Source organism: Cycloclasticus zancles 78-ME (genome assembly GCF_000442595.1).
Lineage (GTDB): Bacteria > Pseudomonadota > Gammaproteobacteria > Methylococcales > Cycloclasticaceae > Cycloclasticus > Cycloclasticus pugetii.
The window spans coordinates 1,213,421-1,237,297 of the sequence record NC_021917.1 but is presented as its reverse complement, the minus strand read 5'-3'; the positions used below and the strand labels follow the sequence as shown (position 1 = coordinate 1,237,297).

Genomic DNA, 23,877 nt, shown 5'->3' with positions numbered 1-23,877 from the left:
GCTTATCAGTAGCCCTGGCACCTTCATTATTTTATAAAATACTTATAAGGCTTTTTCAAGCTCTTCAATCACTTCAAATAAATCACCAACCAAACCATAGTCAGCCACTTCAAAAATGGGCGCATCCGCATCTTTGTTAACAGCAACGATAGTTCCAGCATCTTTAATACCCGCTAGGTGTTGAATAGCGCCTGAGATACCAAAGGCCATGTAAAGTTCCGGTGCAATAATTTTACCCGTCTGACCAACTTGATGATCATTAGGAATAAAGCCCGCGTCAACGGCTGCTCTCGATGCACCAACACCCGCCCCTAACTTATCAGCCAAACTATAAATAACACTGAAGTTTTCTTCGCTACCAACACCACGTCCACCAGAAACAACTTTTGTAGCCGCTTGAAGATCAGGGCGATCGCCGCCGCCACTGGTGGTAAGGCCTACATAACGCGTGTGTGAAGGCAAGTTAGCCGCTACTTCGCGTGTTTCGATCACAGCAGAACCTTCTGTTGAGACTGCTGAGTATGATGCCGTTCTAACCGTCCCAACCACTAATCCTTCTGGCGCTTCAACCGTTACAACCGCATTCCCAGCGTAAACTGGGCGATCAAAAACAGTTGCACTTTCAACACGCATAATATCGCTGATTTGCGGCACACCCAAGTGTGCAGCAACGCGCGGCATTAAATCTTTACCAAATGTTGTGCTTGGCGCGAACACGTGACTGTACTCTGATGCTAACACCTCAATTTGCGGAGCTAGCAATGCTGCCACAGCGTGCTCATTAACCTCGTTTTGAACCAAAATGACTGTTGCAACACCCGTTAGCTTAGCCGCTTGTTCTGCCACCGATTGTCCATCGGAAGCTAACACAGCCACATCGACAGCCTCTAAACCAAGTTCACTTGCACAAGCTACAGCACGTGCTGTAGAACCATTTAATTCACTACCATTATGTTCTGCAATAACCAGTACTTTGCTCATTAGACCAACCCTTTTTCTTTTAATACGCTAACCAGTTCATCAACAGACTCTACTTTAATACCTGCTTGGCGTTTTGCCGGTGCAGATGTTTTTAAAACCTTGACTGGTGCTGCTGCTTCAACATTTAGTTCCGCAACGGTTACTGTTTCAATCGGTTTACGCTTTGCTTTCATAATATCGGGAAGTTTGACATAGCGCGGCTCGTTTAATCGTAAATCCACACTAATAACAGCTGGCAAATCAACTGATAACGTTTCAAGTCCAGCATCAATTTCACGAGTCACTTGTGCTGTGTCACCCTCAATTTTTACTTCTGATGCGAATGTTGCTTGTGGCCAATGTGATAACGCACCCAGCATTTGAGCTGTTTGATTATTATCGTCATCAATCGCTTGTTTACCTAACAACACAATCTTAGGCTGCTCTTTATCAGCCAGTGCTTTTAAAATACGTGCCCCTGTTAACGGTTGAATTTCATCATCTGTTTCAACATGAATTGCACGGTCTGCACCCATCGCTAGCGCAGTTCTTAATTGCTCCTGACAAACTTTAGGGCCTATCGTTACAGCGATCACTTCTTCTGCTGTTCCTGATTCTTTGAGACGTAACGCCTCTTCAACAGCAATTTCATCAAACGGATTCATGCTCATTTTAACGCCATCAGTGGCAACGCCTGAACCATCGGCCTTAACCTGTATCCGAACGTTGTAATCAACAACTCGTTTAACACCCACTAAAACTTTCATTTACTTTACCTTCATTTTCGTTACTTTAAAGGACATTCTAACAATCATTAGGTTTCTTTTAAAGATAATATTGAGTTGACCTACGATAAAATCTAATAGATATTTGAATTTAAATTGTACAACAAATTGAAAGCTTTAATCTTTCTAAAAACTGAGTAAAGACACATCGACCTTTAACCCCGTTTTATTTTATTAGACGCTCACAAAGCTGATAATATATATTTTTTAAAATGAATCGGTCTTAATTCCATGGATATAAAAGAAGCAATTAAAGGACGAATCTCGGTACGTGCCTTTCAAGATAAACCCGTAGCGAAAGAAGTAATTTATGATGTACTAGATACTGCGCGTTGGGCTCCATCTGGTACCAACACACAACCTTGGAAAGTCGTTGTTGCCCAAGGTAAAACAAAACAAACTATTTCAGATGCCTTATTAAACGCCGCCAAAAATGGCGTTAAAGCAAACCCCGATTATCAATACTACCCAAAAGAATGGGTCGAGCCGTTCAAAGGCAGACGCTTCCAATGTGGAATGGACCTCTACCAAGCCTTAGATATTGGCCGTGAAGACAAGGAAAAACGAACCGAGGCAGCCTTGGCTAATTATCGATTTTTTGATGCGCCCGTCAGCATGTTTTTCTTTATCGATAAAATAATGGCCCAAGGTTCATGGTTTGACATGGGGATGTTTGTACAAAGTGTTATGTTAGCCCTCCGCGGCCATGGTCTAGGAAGTTGCCCGCAGGCCTCAACCAGTGATTACCCTGACCTGGTACGTGAGAGTTTAAACGTCTCTGATCAATACTCCTTCATCTGTAGCTTATCTGTCGGTTACCCCGATAATGATAAAGCTGTAAATCAATATCGAACACAACGTGAAGACGTGGACAGCTTCACAACATGGGCAGATTAACACCTCGCTTAATCGTGTTATCCATTGTTTTTATAAAGAACCATGCTGCTAAGGGACACGTTTAACCTTCAGCAGCATCGGCTCTTGCTTTTGTTAAAAAAGGCACATTAACAACAAGGAAAATGGCAAAACCTATTATCCAAAGCAGTTGCGACATAAAAACCGACTCGAGATAAAAACGCTGAAAAAACAATGGTACGACAACTCGGCTAATAACCCCCATTACTAATAACCATTGCGCCACCGTAATCCACGAAGAAGGTTGCTTAACCCCTCTTCCTGTGTGACCCAAGGTAACACGTGACATCATAGAAAGCGTCAACAAGCCAAACCCGCCTAAAGTAAAAGCATGAATTGAAAGCGAACGTGTTACTACATCCACATAAGGCACTAAAGCAAACAATAAAAAGCCCAAGGTTATAACCATAAAAGCGCTATAAATTCCCCATAAAAGCGGTTTACGCCATATGCCCTTTGCATACCAATTATATAAACGGGCGGAAGAAACAATAAATAACAATAACGCCAAATAACTACTTGTCATCACATCCAGAATAAATACTTCATTTATCCCAAATAGCAAAAACAGCACAATGCTTGCGCTATCCAAAAACAAGGAGTTTTTCAACTGAACCGTTTCATCGAGACCTTTTTCAATAAAAAAAGGCATCACACGTCTCAGCATTATCATCACTAGCGCTAACAACAAAAATAAAGCGCCATAAATACCCCAATAGGTACCGGCATCAACGACCCCAAACACGCCAAGATAAAACAACGTATTGAACAACGCCATTAAAAAAACCACTAACACAATGCCTGCTTGCCGCCACTGTTTCACCTTAAAAACAGGCACTAACACGGCCAACAATAAACAGAAGTTAAAACCTAAATCTAACATCGCCGCAGGAATGAAAAAATTCGCCCCAAGCAACATACAAGCTCGAGCACCCAGCCACATTAAGCACAGCATTAATAAAGCCGTGTACTGAATAGTTTGCTGGCCAGTCCAATTCTTAATAGCCGTTAATAAAAAACCAGCCACCACCGCCATCGTATAGCCGTACAACATTTCATGCGCATGCCAGTACGAGCTAGGCAAACCAGCCATAGGAATTTGTAACCCAGCACCATATATCGCCATCCAGGCCGACATACTGACTATTGAAAACACACCGGCTGCAAGGAAAAATGGGCGAAAGCCTAAAACAAATATATTGAATTTTATTTCTGCTTGCGAAGGATTTTCGTTTAACGTATTCATACAGTTAGCATCATATAAAGATGCTAACCCTATAACAAATGCCTTTGCCGCTTATATGACCTGCATCATAGTCAAGCACTTTAAAAACTCACAGCGATGGGTATCTCACAGTAACTAAAGAATAGCTGCGTTAACCGCCATATAAAACAAACCCGCACAGCAAAAAAAACCAAGTGTAAATGCCGTGAAACGTAACATAGCCATATTCGCTAAATAAGCAAAAAAATAAACACACCGAATAACCACAAAAGCAACCGAGAGCATACCAACAGTTTCAATATTCGCACCAGCAAGAAACACAGCCAATATCGCTACAGAGAAAAGTATTAATGCCTCCCAGCAGTTGGCTTGAAGGTATTGTGATCGAGCGCCAGCGCCGACTAATTGCAGAGCTTGCGCACGAGGGTTAACAAGATCATACGTACCCTTTTGTGATACGCGATAATAACCACCAATAGTCGATGCCACATACGGCATAAAAGCGATGCAGCTTAAGCAAATGATAATAGTTAGCATGTGTTGTTCTCCCCTTAGTTATTTATTATTTTCTACAAAATATTTTAAATATCGCACACTAATCAGCAAACACAGTATGCTCGTTTTAATCTTTTTTTACTGCCACTAACGGAATATCTTGCTGATTAGCCCACGCCACCCATTCACTCGATGATTTTTGTTTTAACCTAATCGCAACTTCTTGTTTATTAAATGACTTAAGCGCTAACTGCTGTTTAAATTTAGTTTTAAAATGTGATTCAAGAGCTGCCACAGCAACCCAACCATCCAGTGTTTCGTATAAATCATACTCAGCTAAAGCACCGCTTAATAAACCACCGTCGCTTGTTAAACCATAATTAAACGGTTGAGCCATGTAATCAGCTGCATCCGACAAGGCGACTAAAGTCTGACTAGCTTTTGCACCTTCTCTAGTAGCCATTATCATTGCCAAGCCTTCAAATGCAGCACGTTCTGCACCGGCTAAATCGGCAGTTAATGTTTTAGGCATATGAGGTGGATTCAATAAGCCCAGTGCGGCTTGATACGTTAAGTCATGACCAGCGTGATTATCATTCGGCGGCGGATAACCTACTACCGCAAGATGGTTTAACAATGGAAATTTTTCGTGCAATTCATTCCAACCAAGCCCTAATCGCTCTAATGCCGCTGGCCGTTGAGCGGTCAATAATAAGGTGGCTGATGACAGCAATGTATTTAATTGTGCACGCCCTTCAGTTGACTTTATATCGATAACTTCACGTTGCTGCCCCTCATTTAGTTGCGCATACCATTCTGGGCAATACTGCTCAAACGGATCGCCTTGAGGTGGTTCAACTTTTACAACGTTTGCGCCTAGCTCGCAAAAACGTTTTGCTGCCAAAGGCCCCGGAAGGTTTAAAGCTATTGTAACAATCGTTATATTTTTTAATGGTTTAAACATTATTTTTAAAGCAATTTATTTAAAAACGTCCGCTGTTATTTGACGATGAAAACCATTAAATGGGGTTGAATTTTTCACCTGAGCTAATGGGTAAATAGCCGTATTACCCTGTGATGCAGCACCATCCACTCGAATAGTTGTGCCACTGATATAACTGGCTGAATCGCTTAACAAGAAACAAATAGCTGCGCTAATTTCAGCTTCATTACCTAAACGGCCTAATGGCACGGCATCTTTTAGTGTTTTAAGCCTCTCCTTAAATTCAGCGTCATAGGTATCCATTCCGCTCGACATAATCCAGCCTGGAGCCACCGCATTCACTCGTACATTTGCATGCCCCCATTCATAAGCAGCTGTCTGTGTAAAATTAGCCATGCCTGCACGTGCAGCCCCTGAATGCCCCATACCTGGCATACCGCCCCACATGTCTGCCACGATATTAACAATAGCCCCTCCATGAATTGACATGGACTGCTTATAAACTTCACGCGCCATTAAAAAACCGCCCGTTAAATTCGTGTTAACCACAGCATTCCAACCGTTCTTACTGATTTTTTCCAATGGCGATGGAAATTGCCCGCCCGCATTATTCACCAAACCATAAATTTGCCCATGGTTTTTAATGAATGTTGCCACCCGTTCTGTAACCGCTTGTTCATCACGTATATCACAGCTGCCAAGGTCACAAACCCCACCATCTTCGATAATTTCATCGCGAACCATTTCAAGTTTTTCAATTTTACGGCCCACTAACAAAACACGGGCACCTAAAGACGCTAACTCATGCGCATTACATCGCCCAAGACCACTGCCTGCCCCTGTCACAATAATATTTCTATTGTTAAATAAGCCAGCACGAAAATCTGATTGATACCCCATTGTTAACCCCTTATTTCAATGATTAGAAACTAGTTCGATTTATTTAAAAATGCCGTCATCATCTGTTTAGCATCTTCTGTATCAAACAATGGAATAAATGCGTTTCGTTCAAACAATAAGCCCTCTTCTAATGTAGAACTCATCGCCTTATTGACACAAGCTTTACCTGCACGTACTGCCAAGGGTGCTCTGGAAGCCAGTTCTGAAGCCAATTGAACGGCTTCGGCTTCTATCTCAGTAGGCTCGATTACGCGGCTAACAATACCTCGTTGGTGTGCTTCTTCAGCAAATAGCGCTCGCCCATTCATAATCATTTCCATTGCTAACGATTTACCAATAATTCGAGCAACACGTTGGGTACCACCCGCCCCAGGAATAACGCCTAAATTCACTTCAGGTAAGGCAAATTTTGCCCCTTTCGTCGCCAATAAAATATCGCACTGTAATGCGAGTTCAAAACCACCTCCTAATGCCATACCGGAAACAGCACAAACAGTCGGTTTGGTAAATGTCGATAAAGCCCTCCAACCGGTTGAGGCTTCAACCATTTCAAGCATCTGTTGACCACTAATACCGACCATTTCTGCAATATCTGCTCCGGCAGCAAAGGCTTTATCAGAGCCGGTAATAATCACCGCGCCAACCGCATCATCGGTTTCAAAATGGTTTAGTGCATCACCTAACTCAACCAATAAAGTTGAATTAAGGGCATTATATTGACGAGGTCTATTTAGGCGAATTAAAGCAACACCTTTAGCCGGGGTTTCTATTAATAATGTTTCGAATTGCATCATATCGCCTACTTAGCTGTTAACCGAACAGCACCGTCCAATCGAATCACTTCACCATTTAACATGACATTTTCAATAATATGCCCTGCAAGTGAAGCAAACTCATTCGGCTGCCCTAAACGTGGCGGGAAAGGAACAATTTGACCTAAAGATTCACGTGCTTCATCTGAAAGTTCTGACAACATTGGCGTTTCAAAAATGCCCGGTGCAATAGTACAAACTCTTATGCCATATCGAGCTAATTCACGCGCAATGGGTAAGGTCATTCCCACCACGCCTGATTTAGATGCAGAATAACTGGCTTGGCCAATTTGCCCCTCATACGCAGCGATGGATGCTGTGTTGATAATAATTCCCCGCTCACCGCCTTCTGTTGGGTCATTTTTAGCCATCATCTGCGCCGCTAGGCGAATAACATTAAAGGTGCCAATAAGGTTAATAGTAACCCCTTTCGTAAATAGCTCTAACGAGTGTGGGTTACCGTCTCTATCTAGCACCTTACCAACAATGGCTACGCCCGCTGCATTAATGACACCATGCACACCTGTAAATGTAGTCTTTGCCAGCTCTATCGCTGCCATCACTTCTTCTTCACTGGTCACATCTGTTTTTATAAACCGGCTATTTACCCCTAATTCAGCTTCTTTCTCTTTACCGGCTTGCTCATTAATATCCAATATAACAACATAAGCCCCTTGCTCAATTAGCATAGACGCCGTTGCACCACCTAAGCCAGAGCCTGCACCGGTTACCAAAAATGTTCTATCTTTATAATCCACTCTCTAGCTCCTTAAATTCGTTCAATAATTGTGGCTGTTGCCATACCTAAACCAATACACATGGTCTGAAGCGCAAACTGTCCATCTGTCGCTTCTAAACCCGCCAGCATTTTTGCCATCAGGCCTGCGCCGGTTGCGCCTAATGGGTGCCCATGTGCAATCGCGCCGCCCCACGGATTAACTTTTTCTGGCGCTGGGTTTATTGCTTTCATCCACGCCAATGAAACCGTTGCAAAGGCTTCGTTTATTTCAAACCAATCTATATCATCTACCGTTAAACCAGCCTTTTTTAACGCTAATTTAGTGGCAGCAATTGGCCCGTCTAATTGTAAAACAGGGTCACTACCTACAACGACACGAGCACGGAACCTAGCCCTTGGCTTAAAACCATCCGCCACGGCTATCTTTTTATTAGCGATCAGAACTGCAGCAGCACCATCTGAAATTTGACTGGCATTACCTGCTGTTACTACACCGTCACCTTTCGGGCGAAAAATGGTTTTTAGCGAACTTAATTTATCAGAATCTATAACCGCGCGAACACCTTCATCGGCCTCTAAAATAATGCTATTTCCTTCCTTGTCTAACCCTTGCATTGGGCTTATTTCCTTGTTCGCGCCGGTATTAATAGCCGCTTGAGCTTTAGCATGGCTATCAATAGCAAAGGCATCCACGTCAGCACGGCTAATACCCCATTTATCCGCTATTAATTCAGCACTAACACCCTGATGCACTAGCGGGTATTGTTTAAGTAATTCTGCCCCCATTGGCGCAAAGTCTTTATACGGTTCTCCCAGAGTCATATCTGTTAACATCGCAACACGCGTCATGCTTTCCGCACCACAAGCAATAATATAATTGGCATCTCCAGCATCAATAACTTGTGAGCCAAAATGCACCGCTTGCTGACCCGAGCCACAAAAACGATTCAACGTAACACCGGCCACTTCCACCGGAAACCCGGCCATTAAAGAGGATTGTCTGGCAATATCTGCGGCTTGTTCACCAATTTGAGTTACAGAGCCTGCGATAACATCTTCGATTTTTTCTTTATCAATACCCGACCTAGACACCACGCTTTGTAACGCATTAGCTAGTAATTTATTGGCAGGTATGTCTCTAAATGCGCCATTATATTTAGCAAAAGGTGTGCGTACTGCTTCGATAATGACCGCATCTTTCATATTATTCGTCCTATTTAATTGTTAATTAACGTTTCTAATTTATTCCCAAACCCAGTTTTTATACTGTTCTCGCAGTGCCATTTTCATAAATTTACCCGTTGATGTTTTAGGAATTTCAGCAATCACCTCCACCGCATCAGGCAACCACATTTTAGTAAACTTACCGTCTAGAAATTGACGTATATCGTCCGTTGTTATTTGCTTATCTTCCTTAACCACAACAACCGCTAAAGGCCGCTCATCCCATTTAGGGTGTGCAACAGCAATGACAGCCGCTTCTAATACATCAGGGTGCCCCATAATTGCGTTTTCAAGATCCACCGAACTAATCCATTCGCCGCCAGATTTAACAAGGTCTTTTGTTCTATCGGTCAGTTTGACATAACCCTCTTGATCTATCTGGCAAACATCCCCAGTTTTTAGCCAACCATCTTCGCTAAAACTATCCTCAGCACCTTCATTCTTATGGTATGCAGCGGTTACCCACGGCCCTTTCAACTCGGCATTACCAGATGTTTTACCATCCCAAGGTAATTCAACACCCTCTTCATCGACAATTCGTATATCAATAAAGGGCAACGTTAACCCTTGTTTAATTCGGCAGGCATATTTTGCATCTTCATCAAGGTCAGATAGGCTTTCTTTAACGATACCTACGGTGGCTAACGGCCCAGTTTCAGTCATTCCCCACGCTTGAATAATAGTCATATCAAACTTATCAAACGCCCGAAATAAAGACTCTGGAACAGCCGCTCCGCCAACCACCATTCGCATATTAGGCGCTGTCTTCCAGCGATTCGGCTCTGCTTCTCTGGCTGTTTTTATTGCCATCCAAATGGTGGGCACACCAGCGCTCAACGTTACTTGTTCGCTTTGGTATAAATCCATCAAACTCTCAGCATCTAAATGTGGGCCCGGTAACGCTTGTTTTGCACCGACTAGCACCGATGTATAGCTTAGCCCCCAAGCGTTGGCATGAAACATTGGCACCACAGGCGTCACCACATCAGACTGACTAACTCCCAATGTATCAACCATAGCCTCTGCCATTGCATGTAGAACCGTTGAGCGATGGCTATACACAACCCCTTTAGGGCGGCCTGTTGTGCCCGAGGTATAGCACATCCCCGCTGCATCATTTTCATCAATAATAGGGTAGCTAAAGTCATCATCACCAAGCTTTAAATAATCCTCGTAATCGGTATATTCGCTGTTAACCTTTTCGCCTGTTAGCGGAACAACGATCACTTCATCTAACGCCACATCATCTTTAAACTGCTCATATAAAGGCAGCAAAATATCGTCAATAATAAGTACCTTATCGCCAGCATGATTAATAATATAAGCAATATCTTTGGGCGATAATCGTAAATTCACAGTATGGAGAACACCACCCATAATTGGCACCCCAAGGTAAGCCTCAAGGTGCCCGTAATGATTCCACATTAGGGTCGCTACGCCTTCTCCTTTTTTAACACCCCGCTTTGTTAACGCCGAAGCTAAGCGCTTAGTTCGTTTATGAATATCTAAATAGTGTGTTCTATGCAGGGTTTTATCTGGCAGTCTTGACACCACCTCCACACGCGGATAATACGTCTTTAAGCGCTCGACTAAGGTGCTTAATGTTAATGGGTAATCCATCATTGTGCTTTTTATAGACATCATATTTCCTCGAACGTATACTTAAATTCAAACTAGCGCTAGGTAAAATATGACTATACCCAAGCCATCAGTCAGGCGCAACGAGCTTATCGTTACAACCGCTTGGTTCTGTAACGAACAGCCATTCAAGCTAACTACAACCAAACACAGGCCATGCAACACCTAAGCAACCACGCTACGTTTACAAATACAAAAAACATATCCAAATATTACACTCGCTCGCACAACAAACGCCTAGAAACGATTATAATTTCAAGCAAGAAGCAACTCCCCACTGTAACTAAACGCAAAAAATCTTATGCCTTTACCTGAAAGTACCTATCCACGAGAAAACATTCATACTCGCCAAATTACTTGTAACGGCTTTAAAAGGCCTGACGGTTTATGGGATGTCGATGCACAGATTACAGATATTAAAACCTACCCTCTTGAGAACTCTTACCGTGGCACCATTGAACCGGGTGAACCCATTCATGAAATGTGGATTCGCTTAACAGTCGATACCAATCTGTTGGTTCACGATTGCATTGCAGTAACAGACCATTCACCCTACGGTTGTTGTGGCGAGATCACGCCTATATTCAACAAACTAATTGGTAAACAAATCGCCCCGGGGTGGACTCGTTTAGTAAAGTCTTTAGTAGCCGGTATTCAAGGTTGTACGCACCTAGCTGATCTTGTAGGGCCTGCCACGACAACGATTTACCAAACAATGGCGGGAATCGCAAAAGGCAAAACTGAGAACGAAACATCAAAACCCTTCTATATCGATGGTTGCCATGCATGGAGTAGCGATGGCGAACAAGTTCTTACTTATCACCCAGAGTATTACACCGGAAAAAAAAGCACGCCCGAATAAGTGCAGCAAAGGTATAAAAAGACGCAGAAACTAAGGCTTTCAAATACAGCCATGGTCGGCTTTATTGTCTGGCTTTAACGTACGAACCAATATCTATTGAATAAAAATAGCCACCATCTTCTACTGGCTCAGGGAAATCTATATAAATGTAGGTTCGGTGAACCTGCTCTGCTGGAATAAGCAATTCATAGAATTTTCCTTCTTCTGTATCATCAAGCCGGTTCAAAAAAGACCTTTCTGTTGGGCGCTTCCAAGTAAAGCTATATGCTAAATATTAAGGCGATAAATCAATCGAGTCTGACCCTATTGATTTTAAATCACCTTCGTTTCCACCAAGAATGCCGGCAGTGAGAAGTTGATAGTATTGTTTGTACTCAGCAAATGGGATCATTTTTTTGTATAACGACCAAGCTCACCGGCGGCAAAGAAGCGTAGCGGAATTGCCGTCCGGTGGAGCGCCTTGTTAGCTGCTTTTCTTGTCACCGTAGACAGCTACTTTTTCTGCTATTCCCAAGCTTAACTGACCTAATTCACTCGTTTGATTAGAACCTATAAACTCAAGATACCTATCTACCTGACCCACTTCTTGCGCAACTTCTTTAATTGATAGTTCTCTCAAAACCTTTGTGGTAATTGGTCTTTTTTCATCCCAAAAAATCATTGATGAAAGAAAATCCGTGGCAGGCTGCGAGGTTATTAGTTCGTATACAAACCTAGCTTCTTCCTCACTATTCATTGATATAAAATTCACTGTATCGTCGAATAGCACAGGTTTTCCATTCATCGGGGCCACAACATTGAATTCGAGTCTTTTATATAGCCCTGAAACCGCAATTTTCCAATCTGAAAAAGAGTATTGACCAATACCAAAAATCGAAAACCTTGGCTTTCCTTTGTAGATAGAACTTTTTCTATTGTCTAAATATTCTCCGTGCCGTATTAAATAGTCCCATGTTTTGGGGGCAAATTCTTTAATTTCGGACGTATCTTCACCGACATTTTTTTGAGTTACTATCACAAACTTTCTGCATGACTTTACTCGACTATTTCCAACGTCAGAGCTCTTTAGTAGTGGATAAATATATGTATCCTCAATATCCAGCTTTTCTCCAAAGCCATTGACATAGCCGTCTTCAAACTTTTCTAGCTCCATCACATTTGAGCAATCGTGCTTTACTCCTGAGCGCCAAATATATACTGGATCTTGCCCTCTTAAATTCCGCCATTTCTCGTACATCTCAACATCACTAACAATCAATCCGTCTCTTTCACCAATAACGTGGGAAGGAGATGTGGATTCTAAAGATTCGTAAACTTCGCAATCTGCATTCCCAATTTCAGTTGTTAGTACGAACAGACACGCCTCAACAGACGCACCAAAAAAAGCCTTGGCATCAATAGGATATATGTGCCCAAAAAATCTATGCTTTGGAGATTGCCTAACTTGCCTCATAACCTTACGGGCGACAGAAGTCTTGCATAGAAAGGCTATTGCTCCATTGCGGTTGGCAAACCAACTCACATGCTTCAGCAACATCCATTCAGAGATATCAAAATTTCCAGATCCTGTAATTGCCTCGATACCTTTGCGATTTTGAAAGTTTGTTTTATCGGGCAAATTGGTACTATTTAAAAGGCCAAGCTCGCTACTGGTTACCCAAGGCGGATTTCCGATAATTAGCAAATTTCCTTGCATATTGGAGATTTCTTTCTCCCAATTTACATCGAAAAAATCTGCCTCTTTTACCTCAACAGAAGCTTTAAGCTTTTTGGCTTGAATTTCATCATTAGCAATATCAACATACTCTGGGTTAATCTCGTAACCATGTATTTTTGCGCCCTTAAACCCCTCCGCCGAGGCAAGCACAAACGCACCTTTGCCACATGTTGGTTCAACGACGTGATCGGGCACAATGCCGTGATTTCTTTTAAGGACTTCAATAACTTTATGCGCCAGTAAACATGGTGTCTGAAAATCGCCAAACTGCCACTTATCTATCGATTTTTTGCCCGCCACTTAACGAACTCTCCATACGCCAGATACTTCACCGGCTTGCTGAATGACTCTGCTGTATTGGAGCCGCCATTGGAGAGCGTTTGAGATTGTTAGGAATCCTTGTTCAGGTGGATTCTCGATTATTCTATCAGCCAGTTGATCTGCACCAATTTCATCTACAGGTAAATTCCGTTCGGAAATAAATGCCAGAATATCATCTTTATTTCCGTCCCTTTCCAAGATATCTATTATCCCTTTTGTGGTTTGAAAATCTGCTGTACGCTCTTTGTCCACAAAAATGGTGTGCTGCATATTTAACCGACCAGTTTTGTTTTCATGATCATCATATTTTTCATACACAAAAATCAGCAGATTGTAACCTAGGCCATATACTTTTTGGGAAGCGGACTTGAAAGGGCAAGACGATTGAGGTTGCTTGATGCTTGTGACTTTGATATCAACTCCCAAGCCAGGTATATCAATTCCTGAGGCGGAATTCCCCTGTGCATATTGATAATTGCTTGCCAAGTAAGCTGTAAACTTATGCTCCAAATATGTTCCAACAGCCTTCCCATCAGTTACCCCATATAGTGAAGGCTCATCATATTCGCTCTCTATTTCAGCAAACTTCGATGCTTCTTTTTTTAAAATTTCAATCGTTAATTCTGACTTCATATTCTTCTCAATGTAGATAAATTTTTGTGTAATGCCCAGTAGGGCAGCTAACAGTATTAATAAGCGGAAAGCCAATGTCCACGTATTAGTTGTATATAGCTGGATAGTACTTCCATGTATTTTGATATTAGCACATCAAACATGGATAAAACCCTTTTAGCCGCCCTACTTTCTTTAAAAGGTAGCACCTTGGTGATGGACTTAGGTCTATGCCATAAAAATAACTAATCCCCAGTCTAGTACGTGGTCATTTTTGCATTCTTTAGGTGCATTTTCTCCGCGGTCAGCCCATACGTTGATTTGTAAATCTACTAACCCACCACCCGATGCTAACGGTGTTTTTTTCAATATTGATATTTCGCTACGTAAAATATCGTCTTCAAACACGGGCGCTAGGTGATTACAGTGCCGCCAAGCTAATATTAACAAGGTGTTTGGCAGGGCTCTTATTAGTTGGGCCGCTGCCATCGAGATAGTATGCCCACCATATACCAAGCGTTTGCCATAAACGCTGGCGCCAGCATCTGTATGTGTCATAGCTAGGTTAAGCGTTGTTCTGGTTAATTCTGGCGCGGAGGTTACTGTATCCCTTGCTTTAATTTTAAATAAAACGTCTGTTTCTACTTGGTCAAAATGGATGCCCGCAAAACGCTTTTTATACGTTGCCAAGTCCCAGTCTGTTGGTACTGCCTCTACCAAGCTTTGCGTAGAAATATCAGACGGCATAATATCTAAGTCATCTGCATGGGTGGTTTGTACTTTTGGATCACGACACGGCACCATTGGGCAGCGCCAAAAATGCAAAATTTCTTCACCCCGTTGGTTTGTGGTGGTAATTTCAAGCCCCACCATACCTGTTGAGGGACGCCCGCCTTTGACTTTATTTTGCCGTAAGGCAACAATTTTTGTCGTTGTGCTTAAAGTATCGCCAATATAGACCGGTTTTTTAAGAACCAAGCCTCTATAAAACAAATTACCCATTACATTTTGCGTGGCATAGGTTGTTTGCCCTATCGCAAAACCCATCGCCATAATAGCGTTTGCTAACGGACGATCTGAACCGGTTATTTCGTGTGTTAAATGACGATCTAACGGCAACCTTAAACGATCACCAAACAACATTTGATGCAAGGTTGCATGGCCATCGGTAATGGTTATGGATGGCGGTTCTTCTAGGAACTCGCCAATTGTAAAGTCTTCAAAATAAGGGCCATCAATTAAAATCTCTTTCATGCGTATAAGTCTCTTATTATTGCGCCATTTGGTAGCGCCTTAAAATACTCTGTTGGGCGCGAATAACAGGCAGATCAATCATTTTATTTTGGAAGGTAAATACCCCGTGGCCTTCTTTTTGAGCAACATCCCAAGCCGCTAAAATAGCTTTTGCTTTGTCTACTTCATCCAGTGTTGGGGTATACACTTTGTTAACAATGGGCACTTGGTTGGGGTGTATGCATAGCTTTCCAGCATACCCGAGTTTTAAGCCTTTTAAGGTGTCATCGTGTATTGCTTTTTCATCGGCAATTTCTAAGCAAACATTATCAATAGGCGATGCGCCAAACGCTCTTGCCGCTAAAGCAACTTGACAGCGTGACTGGTAAATAACCCCTTCACTGGCATCGGCTTCATTAAGCGCCATATCGGCAGCAAAATCCACATGACCAAAACAAACAGAGTCTTGTGGTGTTAATACCTTTGAAATAGCCGCTACATCCAACACGCCTTTTGCTGTTTCAATAATAACAAACAGCGCAATATCGGCTTTATTAAAATATTTTTTTACCGTATTAATATCTTCTGGCGTTTCGCATTTTGGCAACATCACTGCACTATTACCAACCGCGACAACTGCCTTAATGTCTTCTTCAAACCAAGGTGTAGAAATGCCATTGATTCGCACAATCAATTGTTTGCCTTTAAAAGCAGACGACTTTAAGGCTTCTACCACCTGTTGCCTTGCACGCACTTTTTCATCGGGCGATACGGCATCTTCCAGATCAAAAACAATCGCATCTGCAGGAATGTTCGCCGCTTTATCTATGCGTTTTTGAATCGCCCCTGGAACAAATAAAATCGAGCGGCATAGTTGTATAGTGTTAGTCATATTATTTATATATTTATTATTAAAAACGCAGCAAACCAAGGCTTTTCAAGCGCTATAGTTTAATAGCATTTCATCAGTAATTAGGTTTGTTTTTTAATTGGCTAGCTGATACATAGCGTTGCTATCAACACTTTTAATAAACTATTAGCCTATAAATACCATCGTGCAGCATTAACCGTTGTTATTGAAGTTAATCTTTATTATTTCTTCATCCGGCATCTGGGTCACACACTTTTCTTTTCGTCCATTTAACGTAATATTCACAACACCATTGCCAAATTGATAGATTAACCCATCGTTATCATCGTGGCGCTATGCTGTATTTGTTCTGTTTGAGCGGTATAATTGCTTAACAATCTATCAAACAATCGTTAGTTTGTGAAGCGCTTTAATCTGCTTCAAAATCTTAAAAGCAAAGACGCAACAATACACTCATGCAAAAAAGGAAACGTATGCCAAATCACTTATTTTCACCCATTAAAATCGGTTCTTTAAGCTTAGCTAACCGTTTCATAATGGGCTCTATGCATACTGGGCTAGATCATAGTGACGATCCTTTTGGCCGCTTAGCTGTTTTTTATAAAGAACGTGCAGACGGCGGCGTTGGCCTTATTGTTACCGGTGGTGTTTCGCCTAATGAGCAAGGCTTACTCAGCCCAGGTTCAATGAAACTAACAGACCCTGAGCAAGTTGCCGATTATAAAATCATTACAGATGCTGTACATGAATCAGGTAGTCATATTATTTTACAAATTCTTCATGCTGGGCGTTACGCAAAGCAAAAGAACCTAGTTGCGCCCAGCCCTATTCGTTCACCTATTAATAAATTTGAACCCAAAGAAATGTCTGAGAAGGACATTCTAAGTACCATTGACGATTACGTAAATTGTGCCTCTCTTGCGCAACAAGCTGGTTTTGACGGCATTGAATTATTGGGTTCCGAGGGTTATTTCCTTAATGAATTTACCGCCTCACGTACAAATCAGCGAACCGATCAATGGGGCGGCAGTTTCGAAAACCGTGCTCGTTTTTCATTAACAGTATTGCAATCGATTCGAGAAAAAGTAGGTTCTCAATTTTTTATTCAATACCGCATGTCAATGCTCGATCTGGTTGAAGATGGTTGGACTATTCATGAAGCGCAACAATTTGCCCAGCTCTTAGAGGCTAACGGTGTCGACTTGATCAACACGGGTATTGGTTGGCATGAGTCATCTATACCAACCATTGCGATGCAAGTTCCACGAGCTGCCTTTAGCTGGGCTACCCGTATGATTAAACAAGTGGTCAATATCCCTGTTGCCGCTGCCAACCGGATTAACACCACCGAGGTGGCCAACACGCTTATACAACAAGGAGATGCCGACCTAGTCTATTTATCTAGGCCTTTTTTGGCTGACCCTGATTTTGTTATTAAAGCCCAGCAACAACGAAGTGATGAAATAAATAGCTGCATTGCCTGTAATCAGTCTTGCCTAGATAATTTATTTAATTTTAAAACTGTTAGCTGTTTGGTAAACCCGCGTGCCTGCCACGAAACAAAAATGCCCAAATTACCACCAGCCCCTAACCCACAAAATATTGCCGTTATTGGTGCTGGGGCGGCTGGTTTATCTTTTGCTATTGAAGCTAAAAAACTTGGTCACAACATTACGTTGTTTGACGCTTCTGCTGATATTGGTGGACAAATGGCTTACGCACGTAAGGTACCGGGTAAAGAAGAGTTTGATGAATTACTTCGGTATTTCAACGTTATGCTTAAAAAATACCACGTTAATACTCAGCTAAATACGACGGTCACCTTAGCGCAGCTAAACGATGCAAAGTATGACTCAATTGTCATTGCTGCTGGTATTAAGCCACGCAAACCAAATATTCCAGGCATTCATCGCCCTAATGTCTTTAGCTACGAAGAGGCCTTTAATTCACCAGAGAAAATAGGTCAAACCGTGCTTATAATAGGTGCCGGTGGCATTGGTTATGATATGGCTGAATTTTTAACCCATCAAGATGACGGCCTAGAGCCCATTGACTCGTTTAACAAACATTGGGGAATTGATCCAACAGGTCTTCAGTCTGGTGGGCTAAACGCGTCAGTTAAACCGATAATAAAAAGCAAACGTACTGTTACGATTTTACAACGTAAGGCCGGAAAGTTTGGTCGTACGCTTGGAAAAACAACTGGCTGGATTCATCAAGCAGAATTGCAAAAACGTGGTGTTAAATTTCTTGGCGAACTTAATTATATAAAAATTGGTGAAACAGGCTTACACATAGAAAAAGAAGGAACTACTCAGTTATTACACGCTGACAGCATTGTTATTTGCGCAGGCCAAGAATCACGCGATGAACTCGCCCAACAACTTGGCGATTTAGCTCCCAATGTATACAAAATAGGCGGCGCTAAAGAAGTACGAGAACTTGATGCAGCACAAGCCATTAGCGATGGCATTAAACTCGCCTACACATTAAGTACTTAATCAACATTCAACCACAACTTAACTTAAGGAGACATCCATGTTAGATGCCTACATTTACGATGGAGCAAGAACTGCTTTTGGAAAATATTGCAGCTCACTGGCACACGTCCGACCGGACGATTTAGCCGCTAGCGTTATTAAGGCGCTGGTTACACGAAACAATATTGACCCATTATTAATTGACGATGTTATTTTGGGCTGCGCTTGTCAATCCGGTGAAGATAGCCGAAACGTAGCACGTTATGCGACATTAGCCGCAGGCTTACCTGTCGAGGTAAGCGGGCAAACCGTTAATAGGCTTTGTGGCAGTAGCTTAGCCGCAATTATTGACGCCGCTCGTGCTATCTCCTGTGATGAGGGTAGTTTATTTATTGCAGGTGGTGTTGAAAGCATGACACGCGCCCCTTTAACCTTTAACAAAAGCAACACCGCATTTAGTAAAGACATTACGGTTTACGACAGCGCCATTGGTGTGCGTTTTCCAAACCCAATAATTGGAAAACTATATGGTCACGAAGCCATGCCAGAAACTGCTGATAACGTCGCTAAAGCTCTGGGTATTACGCGTGAGCAATGTGATGTTTTTGCTTATCAATCACAACAAAAATGGGCTGACGCAACAGCGAAAGGCTATTTTGATAAAGAAATAATTCCCGTTAACATTCCACAAAAACGTGGCAAACCTGACATTATTGTCGATAAAGATGAGCACCCACGGGCCGATACAAGCTTAGATAAAATGGCCAGCATGCGCACGCTTTATGAAGATGGCGTTGTTACTGCCGCCAATGCATCTGGTATTAATGATGGCGCAGCGGCTTTAGTTATTGGCTCACGTGCTTATGGTGAACAACATGAGCTTAAACCTATGGCCCGTATTCTAGGCGGCGCATCAGCGGGTGTTGAACCATCGATGATGGGATTAGGCCCTGTGCCTGCCTGCCAAAAATTATTAAAACGACTGGGTTTAACACTTCAACAAATGGATATTATCGAAGTGAATGAAGCGTTTTCTGCGCAAGTGCTTGGTGGTTTAAAACAACTGGGTATTGCCGAAGATGACCCTCGTATTAATCCCAACGGTGGCGCTATTTCTGTTGGTCATCCACTAGGTGCGTCTGGTGCAAGGCTTGCGATAACTGCTAGCCATCAACTACAACGCACACAAGGTCGTTATGCTCTTATTACAATGTGTATTGGTGTTGGGCAAGGGATAGCAATGGTTATTGAACGTTCTTAACGGGCGCTCCGCTACGTTTTATTTAAAACGTTTAGTTAAAAAGGGTGTGTATTAAACACACCCTTTTTTATGCTGCGCTTGAATACCCTATTGACTAGCATAGAAGAACTCTAGACACCTTAACGCCTTTCATTTTTTAACAAGCCAGCTGGGACCTTAACTGGCATTTTTAAAATTTGCTGTGCGTAAGTTTTACCCTGTGTATCTATATTCATGGAACTGACCCCTCCTCCCCCTAGCGCATCTTGTAAGAGGAAATTAAACGCATCGATACCCGGCAAATAAAAACGTTCTACACGGCCTTTTACTACATGAGAAAACCAATCAGATACTGTCTGCTCGGTTAAGGCTTGAGCAATATACGGCATATATTCAGGCCGACGTGCAATCACCCCTATATTGGCAAACCGCCCTTTATCACCACTTCGCGCGACCGCCAGTTTAACCAAAGGTACTTGTATGGCATTTTTATCACTTTGCCTTACTATTGGGTCAGGCTTACGATGAACCATATTGTCATTAAACGTATTGCCAGACGCTTGTGGGTAGGTTAACGGCTTACCCTCTACCTCAACCACGGCGTTTACCAAGTTTTTATCGATTAGAAATGAATATAAACTAATCACTGGCGACACCTTAGGCCGGCCTGCCTGACCAGCTGCACAACGCCCCGTCGTCATATTTAAGATAACGCCCATTACTTCTCTTGAAAATAAAGCAACCGCATCACGCTTATCATGATGAACCACTATTCTTAATACTATTTCTTGTATCTCTTGCGGTATAGAAAAGTGTTCTTTATTCCATAACGCATTAGCGCCTAAGTAGTTAATTGAATGTTGTTTAAAGTTTGCGTAACCGGCGTTAGCCAACAGTTTTTCGCAACGCTCTAAAATTGCATTGGCCGTTAGCTCGGCTTTTTTTAATACATCAAAGCCCGTTAATAGCTGCGTATAAACGGCGCGATAACCATCTAAATAAGTCGCCGAGACTTTATATTGAGCGCTTGGCGGATAGCCAATAGCGCCCGTAACTAATATCCGATCAGTGCTTTGTTCGGTTAATTTAACCTGCGAAAAATCACAAACAACATCGGGTAAGAAATAGGTTTGCGGATCGCCTATTTCATACACCAATTGTTCTGCAACAGTCAGCTTAGAAACCAAGCCCCCCGTTCCGGTAGCTTTTGTAACAACAAAATCACCACTTTCATCACATTCAATAATGGGGTAGCCCATGTCAGCCCAGCCATCACAGCTGTCATGCCAGTCGGTAAAGTTACCTCCTGTTACCTGACAGCCACATTCGATTAAATGCCCTGCTAACGCTCCCATCGATAGTTTATCTAAGTCATCAACCGACCAGTTATATTCATGAATCAAGACCCCTAATGTGGTGGCCGAATCAACAACACGACCGGTAATGACAATATCTGCACCCGCATTGAGTGCCGCCGCTATGGGGAAAGCGCCTAAATAGGCATTAATGCTGGCTAGTTTGTTGGGAAACGGTTCGCCAGTTTCCATTTCAGTTATGCCAGATGCGCGTAATGCAGCTTCTTTTGGCATTAAATTATCACCATCAACGGTGCCAATTTTCAGTGCTAAGCCTTGCTCATCTAAAATGGCTTGGATCGCCTCTTTACACGCAGGTAAATTGACACCCCCTGCATTGGCAACGACTTTTACTCCACCTTCGGCGATCTGTTGTAAATTAGGTTTCAGTATTTGCTGCACAAAATCAGTTGCATAGCCAAGCTGTTCAGATTTTGACTTTGCATTCGCCAACAGTGACATGGTGACCTCGGCCAAATAATCATAAACCAAATAATCAACATTACCTTTTGTCAGTAATTGTTCTGTTGCATAGGCGCTATCACCCCAATAGCCAGAAGCACCGCCAATTTTGATTTTATTCATCGTTAGCCTGCTCACTGGTGACGATATCTATCAACGGCATATTCACTTCTACTTGCTGATTAGGCTTTATATAAACGCCCGTTACCAGGCCTTCTTGTTGGGCCATAAGCTCTTGGTACATTTTCATTGACTCAAGCACTACCAGCACATCACCCTTGTTAACCGTGTCACCTTTTATCACCTTAACCTCGGCAATTTTTCCACTCATCGGTGCGATAAGGTTTGCACCGAGAGTGTCTTGGTTTTGTTTTTCTGAAAATGATAATTTTTCAAACATCGCGACCTGTGAACGATTATCAATATAAACAGTGTGTCGCTCATCTAGCGCAACATTAAGCTTGCAGCAAATACCATTAATCTGAAGCAATAGCTCGCCATCAGACTCCGCTAAAATAAGGATATTTTGTATTTCATCATCGCTGTATTCAACACGGTATGCAGAACCGTCTTGGAAAACCGTAACGTCACGTTGTTGTTGCTGGTATTTCAACCTGACCGGCCAGCTGAGGGTGCCAGTACTTCGCCAACCTGTTGTGCCGGGCATTCGCGATAACAAAATGGCGGCTATTGCCCACATTGAGTCACCCGGGCCCTGAGCCGCCTGTTTTTGTTGCGCGGGTAGGTATTGCTCTTCAATATACCGCGTGGTTGCCTCAGCATTCATGAAAGTATGATCTTGTAGCAAGCCCAGTAAGAAAGTTTTATTACTGGGCAAACCTAATAAAACCGTGTCTTTTAAGGCCCGTGTTAAGCGCCTAATCGCTAGTTCGCGCGTAGCACCATAGGCAATAATTTTTGCCAGCATTGAGTCATAATAAGGACTAATAATTTGCTCATTGACAATTCCATTATCAACTCTAATACCCGTAGCGACTGGCATTTTCCACTGCCTTATACGCCCTGTTTGCGGCATAAAATCGCACTCACAATCTTCAGCATATAAACGCACCTCAATGGCATGCCCCTTTAGCTCAATCTCATCTTGTTGTAGCGCTAATGGTTCACCAGCCGCTACTGATAACTGCCATTCAACTAAATCTAAGCCTGTTATCAATTCTGTTACTGGGTGTTCAACTTGTAGGCGCGTATTCATTTCCAAAAAGTAAAATGATTGATCCACACATAATAAGAATTCAACGGTACCAGCACCAATATAATTAACCGCCTCAGCCGCTTTTACTGCGGCATCACCCATTTTTTTTCGTAAGGTGGCATCCATATTCGGCGCAGGTGCTTCCTCAATAACTTTTTGATGCCGTCGCTGCATCGAGCAGTCTCGTTCACCCAAATAAACCGTGTTACCAAGTTGATCTGCAAATACTTGAATTTCAATATGTCGGGCCTTTTCAATATATTTTTCAAGCAGTAATTCATCAGAGCCAAAACTGCTAAGTGCCTCTGCTCTAGCCGCTTCAAGTTCTGTTATTAAGTGTTGTGGGTCTTTAACAATGCGTATACCACGCCCACCACCACCGGCAGCTGCTTTAACCATCAACGGGTAACCGACACGGTTAGCTTCTTTTTGTAACGTTGGGTTGTCTTGCGAAGGTCCATCATAGCCTGGCACTAGGGGTACATTTGCCTCAAGCATTTTATGTCGGGCAACCGTTTTGTTTCCCATAATGGCCATTGCCTTCGAATCCGGCCCAATAAACACTAAGTTAGCTTCTTCACAACGCTGCGCAAATTCAGCTGATTCGGATAAAAAACCATACCCAGGATGGATAGCCTGAGCATTAGTTTTCAGCGCCGCAGCTATTATTTTGTCAATATTTAGGTAGGATTTTTCAACGTCTGACTCGCCAATACCTATCGCTTTGTCAGCAAGAGAAACATGCAGAGCTTCACGATCTGCCTCGCTAAAAACAGCAACCGTTTCATAGCCCATCTGTTTAGCCGTTTTAATGACCCTAACGGCTATCTCGCCACGATTCGCAATCAAGATAGTATCAAAATGATTCATTA

At 42.6% G+C, this 23,877-nt stretch carries 21 protein-coding genes; 4 read left to right on the top strand and 17 right to left on the bottom strand.

The window, feature by feature from the left end:
* Positions 1–42 precede the first annotated feature (42 nt).
* On the bottom strand, positions 43–981 hold the full coding sequence (locus CYCME_RS06025; RefSeq protein ID WP_015006003.1) for an electron transfer flavoprotein subunit alpha/FixB family protein: 939 nt from the start codon (positions 979–981) through the stop codon (positions 43–45).
* A complete protein-coding gene (locus CYCME_RS06020) occupies positions 981–1,727 on the bottom strand; it encodes an electron transfer flavoprotein subunit beta/FixA family protein (RefSeq protein ID WP_020162191.1) in 747 nt (248 codons plus the stop codon). Before CYCME_RS06020 ends, CYCME_RS06025 begins: the two co-directional genes overlap by 1 nt.
* Positions 1,728–1,976: 249 nt before the next feature.
* Here CYCME_RS06020 and CYCME_RS06015 point away from each other — a divergent pair, with 249 nt between their 5' ends.
* Positions 1,977–2,642, top strand: a complete 666-nt coding sequence (locus CYCME_RS06015; RefSeq protein ID WP_020932431.1) for a nitroreductase — start codon at positions 1,977–1,979, stop codon at positions 2,640–2,642.
* A gap of 61 nt (positions 2,643–2,703) precedes the next feature.
* Here the strand turns inward: CYCME_RS06015 and CYCME_RS06010 are convergent, their stop codons facing one another.
* From CYCME_RS06010 to CYCME_RS05975, 8 genes are all read right to left on the bottom strand, one after another.
* Positions 2,704–3,906, bottom strand: coding sequence for an NnrS family protein (locus tag CYCME_RS06010; protein ID WP_020932430.1), 1,203 nt, complete (start codon positions 3,904–3,906; stop codon positions 2,704–2,706).
* A 114-nt stretch (positions 3,907–4,020) separates the two neighbouring features.
* Positions 4,021–4,422, bottom strand: coding sequence for an MAPEG family protein (locus CYCME_RS06005; RefSeq protein ID WP_016390213.1), 402 nt, complete (start codon positions 4,420–4,422; stop codon positions 4,021–4,023).
* An 85-nt stretch (positions 4,423–4,507) separates the two neighbouring features.
* Positions 4,508–5,344, bottom strand: coding sequence for a CoA transferase (locus CYCME_RS06000; RefSeq protein WP_020932429.1), 837 nt, complete (start codon positions 5,342–5,344; stop codon positions 4,508–4,510).
* Positions 5,345–5,359: 15 nt separating this feature from the next.
* Positions 5,360–6,223, bottom strand: coding sequence for an SDR family oxidoreductase (locus tag CYCME_RS05995; RefSeq protein ID WP_016390211.1), 864 nt, complete (start codon positions 6,221–6,223; stop codon positions 5,360–5,362).
* A 29-nt stretch (positions 6,224–6,252) separates the two neighbouring features.
* Positions 6,253–7,017 carry an enoyl-CoA hydratase-related protein gene (locus CYCME_RS05990; RefSeq protein WP_051184134.1) on the bottom strand — a complete coding sequence of 255 codons (765 nt, stop codon included), beginning with the start codon at positions 7,015–7,017 and terminating at the stop codon, positions 6,253–6,255.
* Positions 7,018–7,022: 5 nt separating this feature from the next.
* Entirely contained in the window at positions 7,023–7,793 is a 771-nt protein-coding gene (locus tag CYCME_RS05985) for a 3-hydroxyacyl-CoA dehydrogenase (protein ID WP_020932427.1), read from the bottom strand.
* 11 nt (positions 7,794–7,804) lie between these two features.
* The gene (locus tag CYCME_RS05980; protein ID WP_015006012.1) at positions 7,805–8,977 is read right to left on the bottom strand and encodes a thiolase family protein; all 1,173 of its coding nucleotides are present in this window, start codon (positions 8,975–8,977) and stop codon (positions 7,805–7,807) included.
* A gap of 39 nt (positions 8,978–9,016) precedes the next feature.
* Complete coding sequence (locus tag CYCME_RS05975) at positions 9,017–10,642, bottom strand: long-chain fatty acid--CoA ligase (protein ID WP_223253226.1); 1,626 nt, start codon at positions 10,640–10,642, stop codon at positions 9,017–9,019.
* Positions 10,643–10,937: 295 nt separating this feature from the next.
* Here CYCME_RS05975 and CYCME_RS05970 point away from each other — a divergent pair, with 295 nt between their 5' ends.
* Positions 10,938–11,498, top strand: a complete 561-nt coding sequence (locus tag CYCME_RS05970) for a DUF2889 domain-containing protein (RefSeq protein ID WP_020932425.1) — start codon at positions 10,938–10,940, stop codon at positions 11,496–11,498.
* A 61-nt stretch (positions 11,499–11,559) separates the two neighbouring features.
* Here the strand turns inward: CYCME_RS05970 and CYCME_RS13035 are convergent, their stop codons facing one another.
* The 5 genes from CYCME_RS13035 to CYCME_RS05950 all read right to left on the bottom strand — a co-directional run bounded on the left by CYCME_RS13035 (position 11,560) and on the right by CYCME_RS05950 (position 16,273).
* Entirely contained in the window at positions 11,560–11,724 is a 165-nt protein-coding gene (locus CYCME_RS13035) for a hypothetical protein (RefSeq protein ID WP_020932424.1), read from the bottom strand.
* Positions 11,725–11,961: 237 nt separating this feature from the next.
* Entirely contained in the window at positions 11,962–13,515 is a 1,554-nt protein-coding gene (locus tag CYCME_RS05965; RefSeq protein WP_020932422.1) for a Modification methylase NspV, read from the bottom strand.
* Positions 13,516–14,169 (bottom strand): hypothetical protein, encoded by a 654-nt coding sequence (locus CYCME_RS05960; RefSeq protein ID WP_020932421.1) that lies wholly within the window; start codon positions 14,167–14,169, stop codon positions 13,516–13,518.
* 207 nt (positions 14,170–14,376) lie between these two features.
* A complete protein-coding gene (locus CYCME_RS05955) occupies positions 14,377–15,402 on the bottom strand; it encodes a MaoC family dehydratase (protein ID WP_020932419.1) in 1,026 nt (341 codons plus the stop codon).
* Positions 15,403–15,418: 16 nt separating this feature from the next.
* A complete protein-coding gene (locus tag CYCME_RS05950; RefSeq protein ID WP_020932418.1) occupies positions 15,419–16,273 on the bottom strand; it encodes an HpcH/HpaI aldolase/citrate lyase family protein in 855 nt (284 codons plus the stop codon).
* 452 nt (positions 16,274–16,725) lie between these two features.
* Between CYCME_RS05950 and CYCME_RS05945 the strand changes: the two genes are divergently transcribed.
* Together CYCME_RS05945 and CYCME_RS05940 are read left to right on the top strand one after the other, a co-directional pair.
* A complete protein-coding gene (locus CYCME_RS05945; RefSeq protein ID WP_020932417.1) occupies positions 16,726–18,753 on the top strand; it encodes an FAD-dependent oxidoreductase in 2,028 nt (675 codons plus the stop codon).
* 37 nt (positions 18,754–18,790) lie between these two features.
* On the top strand, positions 18,791–19,993 hold the full coding sequence (locus tag CYCME_RS05940) for an acetyl-CoA C-acyltransferase (protein ID WP_015006024.1): 1,203 nt from the start codon (positions 18,791–18,793) through the stop codon (positions 19,991–19,993).
* 119 nt (positions 19,994–20,112) lie between these two features.
* On the opposite strand, the gene CYCME_RS05935 is transcribed toward CYCME_RS05940, so the two are convergent.
* On the bottom strand, positions 20,113–21,912 hold the full coding sequence (locus CYCME_RS05935) for an acyclic terpene utilization AtuA family protein (protein WP_020932416.1): 1,800 nt from the start codon (positions 21,910–21,912) through the stop codon (positions 20,113–20,115).
* Positions 21,905–23,875, bottom strand: a complete 1,971-nt coding sequence (locus CYCME_RS05930; protein WP_020932415.1) for an acetyl/propionyl/methylcrotonyl-CoA carboxylase subunit alpha — start codon at positions 23,873–23,875, stop codon at positions 21,905–21,907. Before CYCME_RS05930 ends, CYCME_RS05935 begins: the two co-directional genes overlap by 8 nt.
* Positions 23,876–23,877 lie beyond the last annotated feature (2 nt).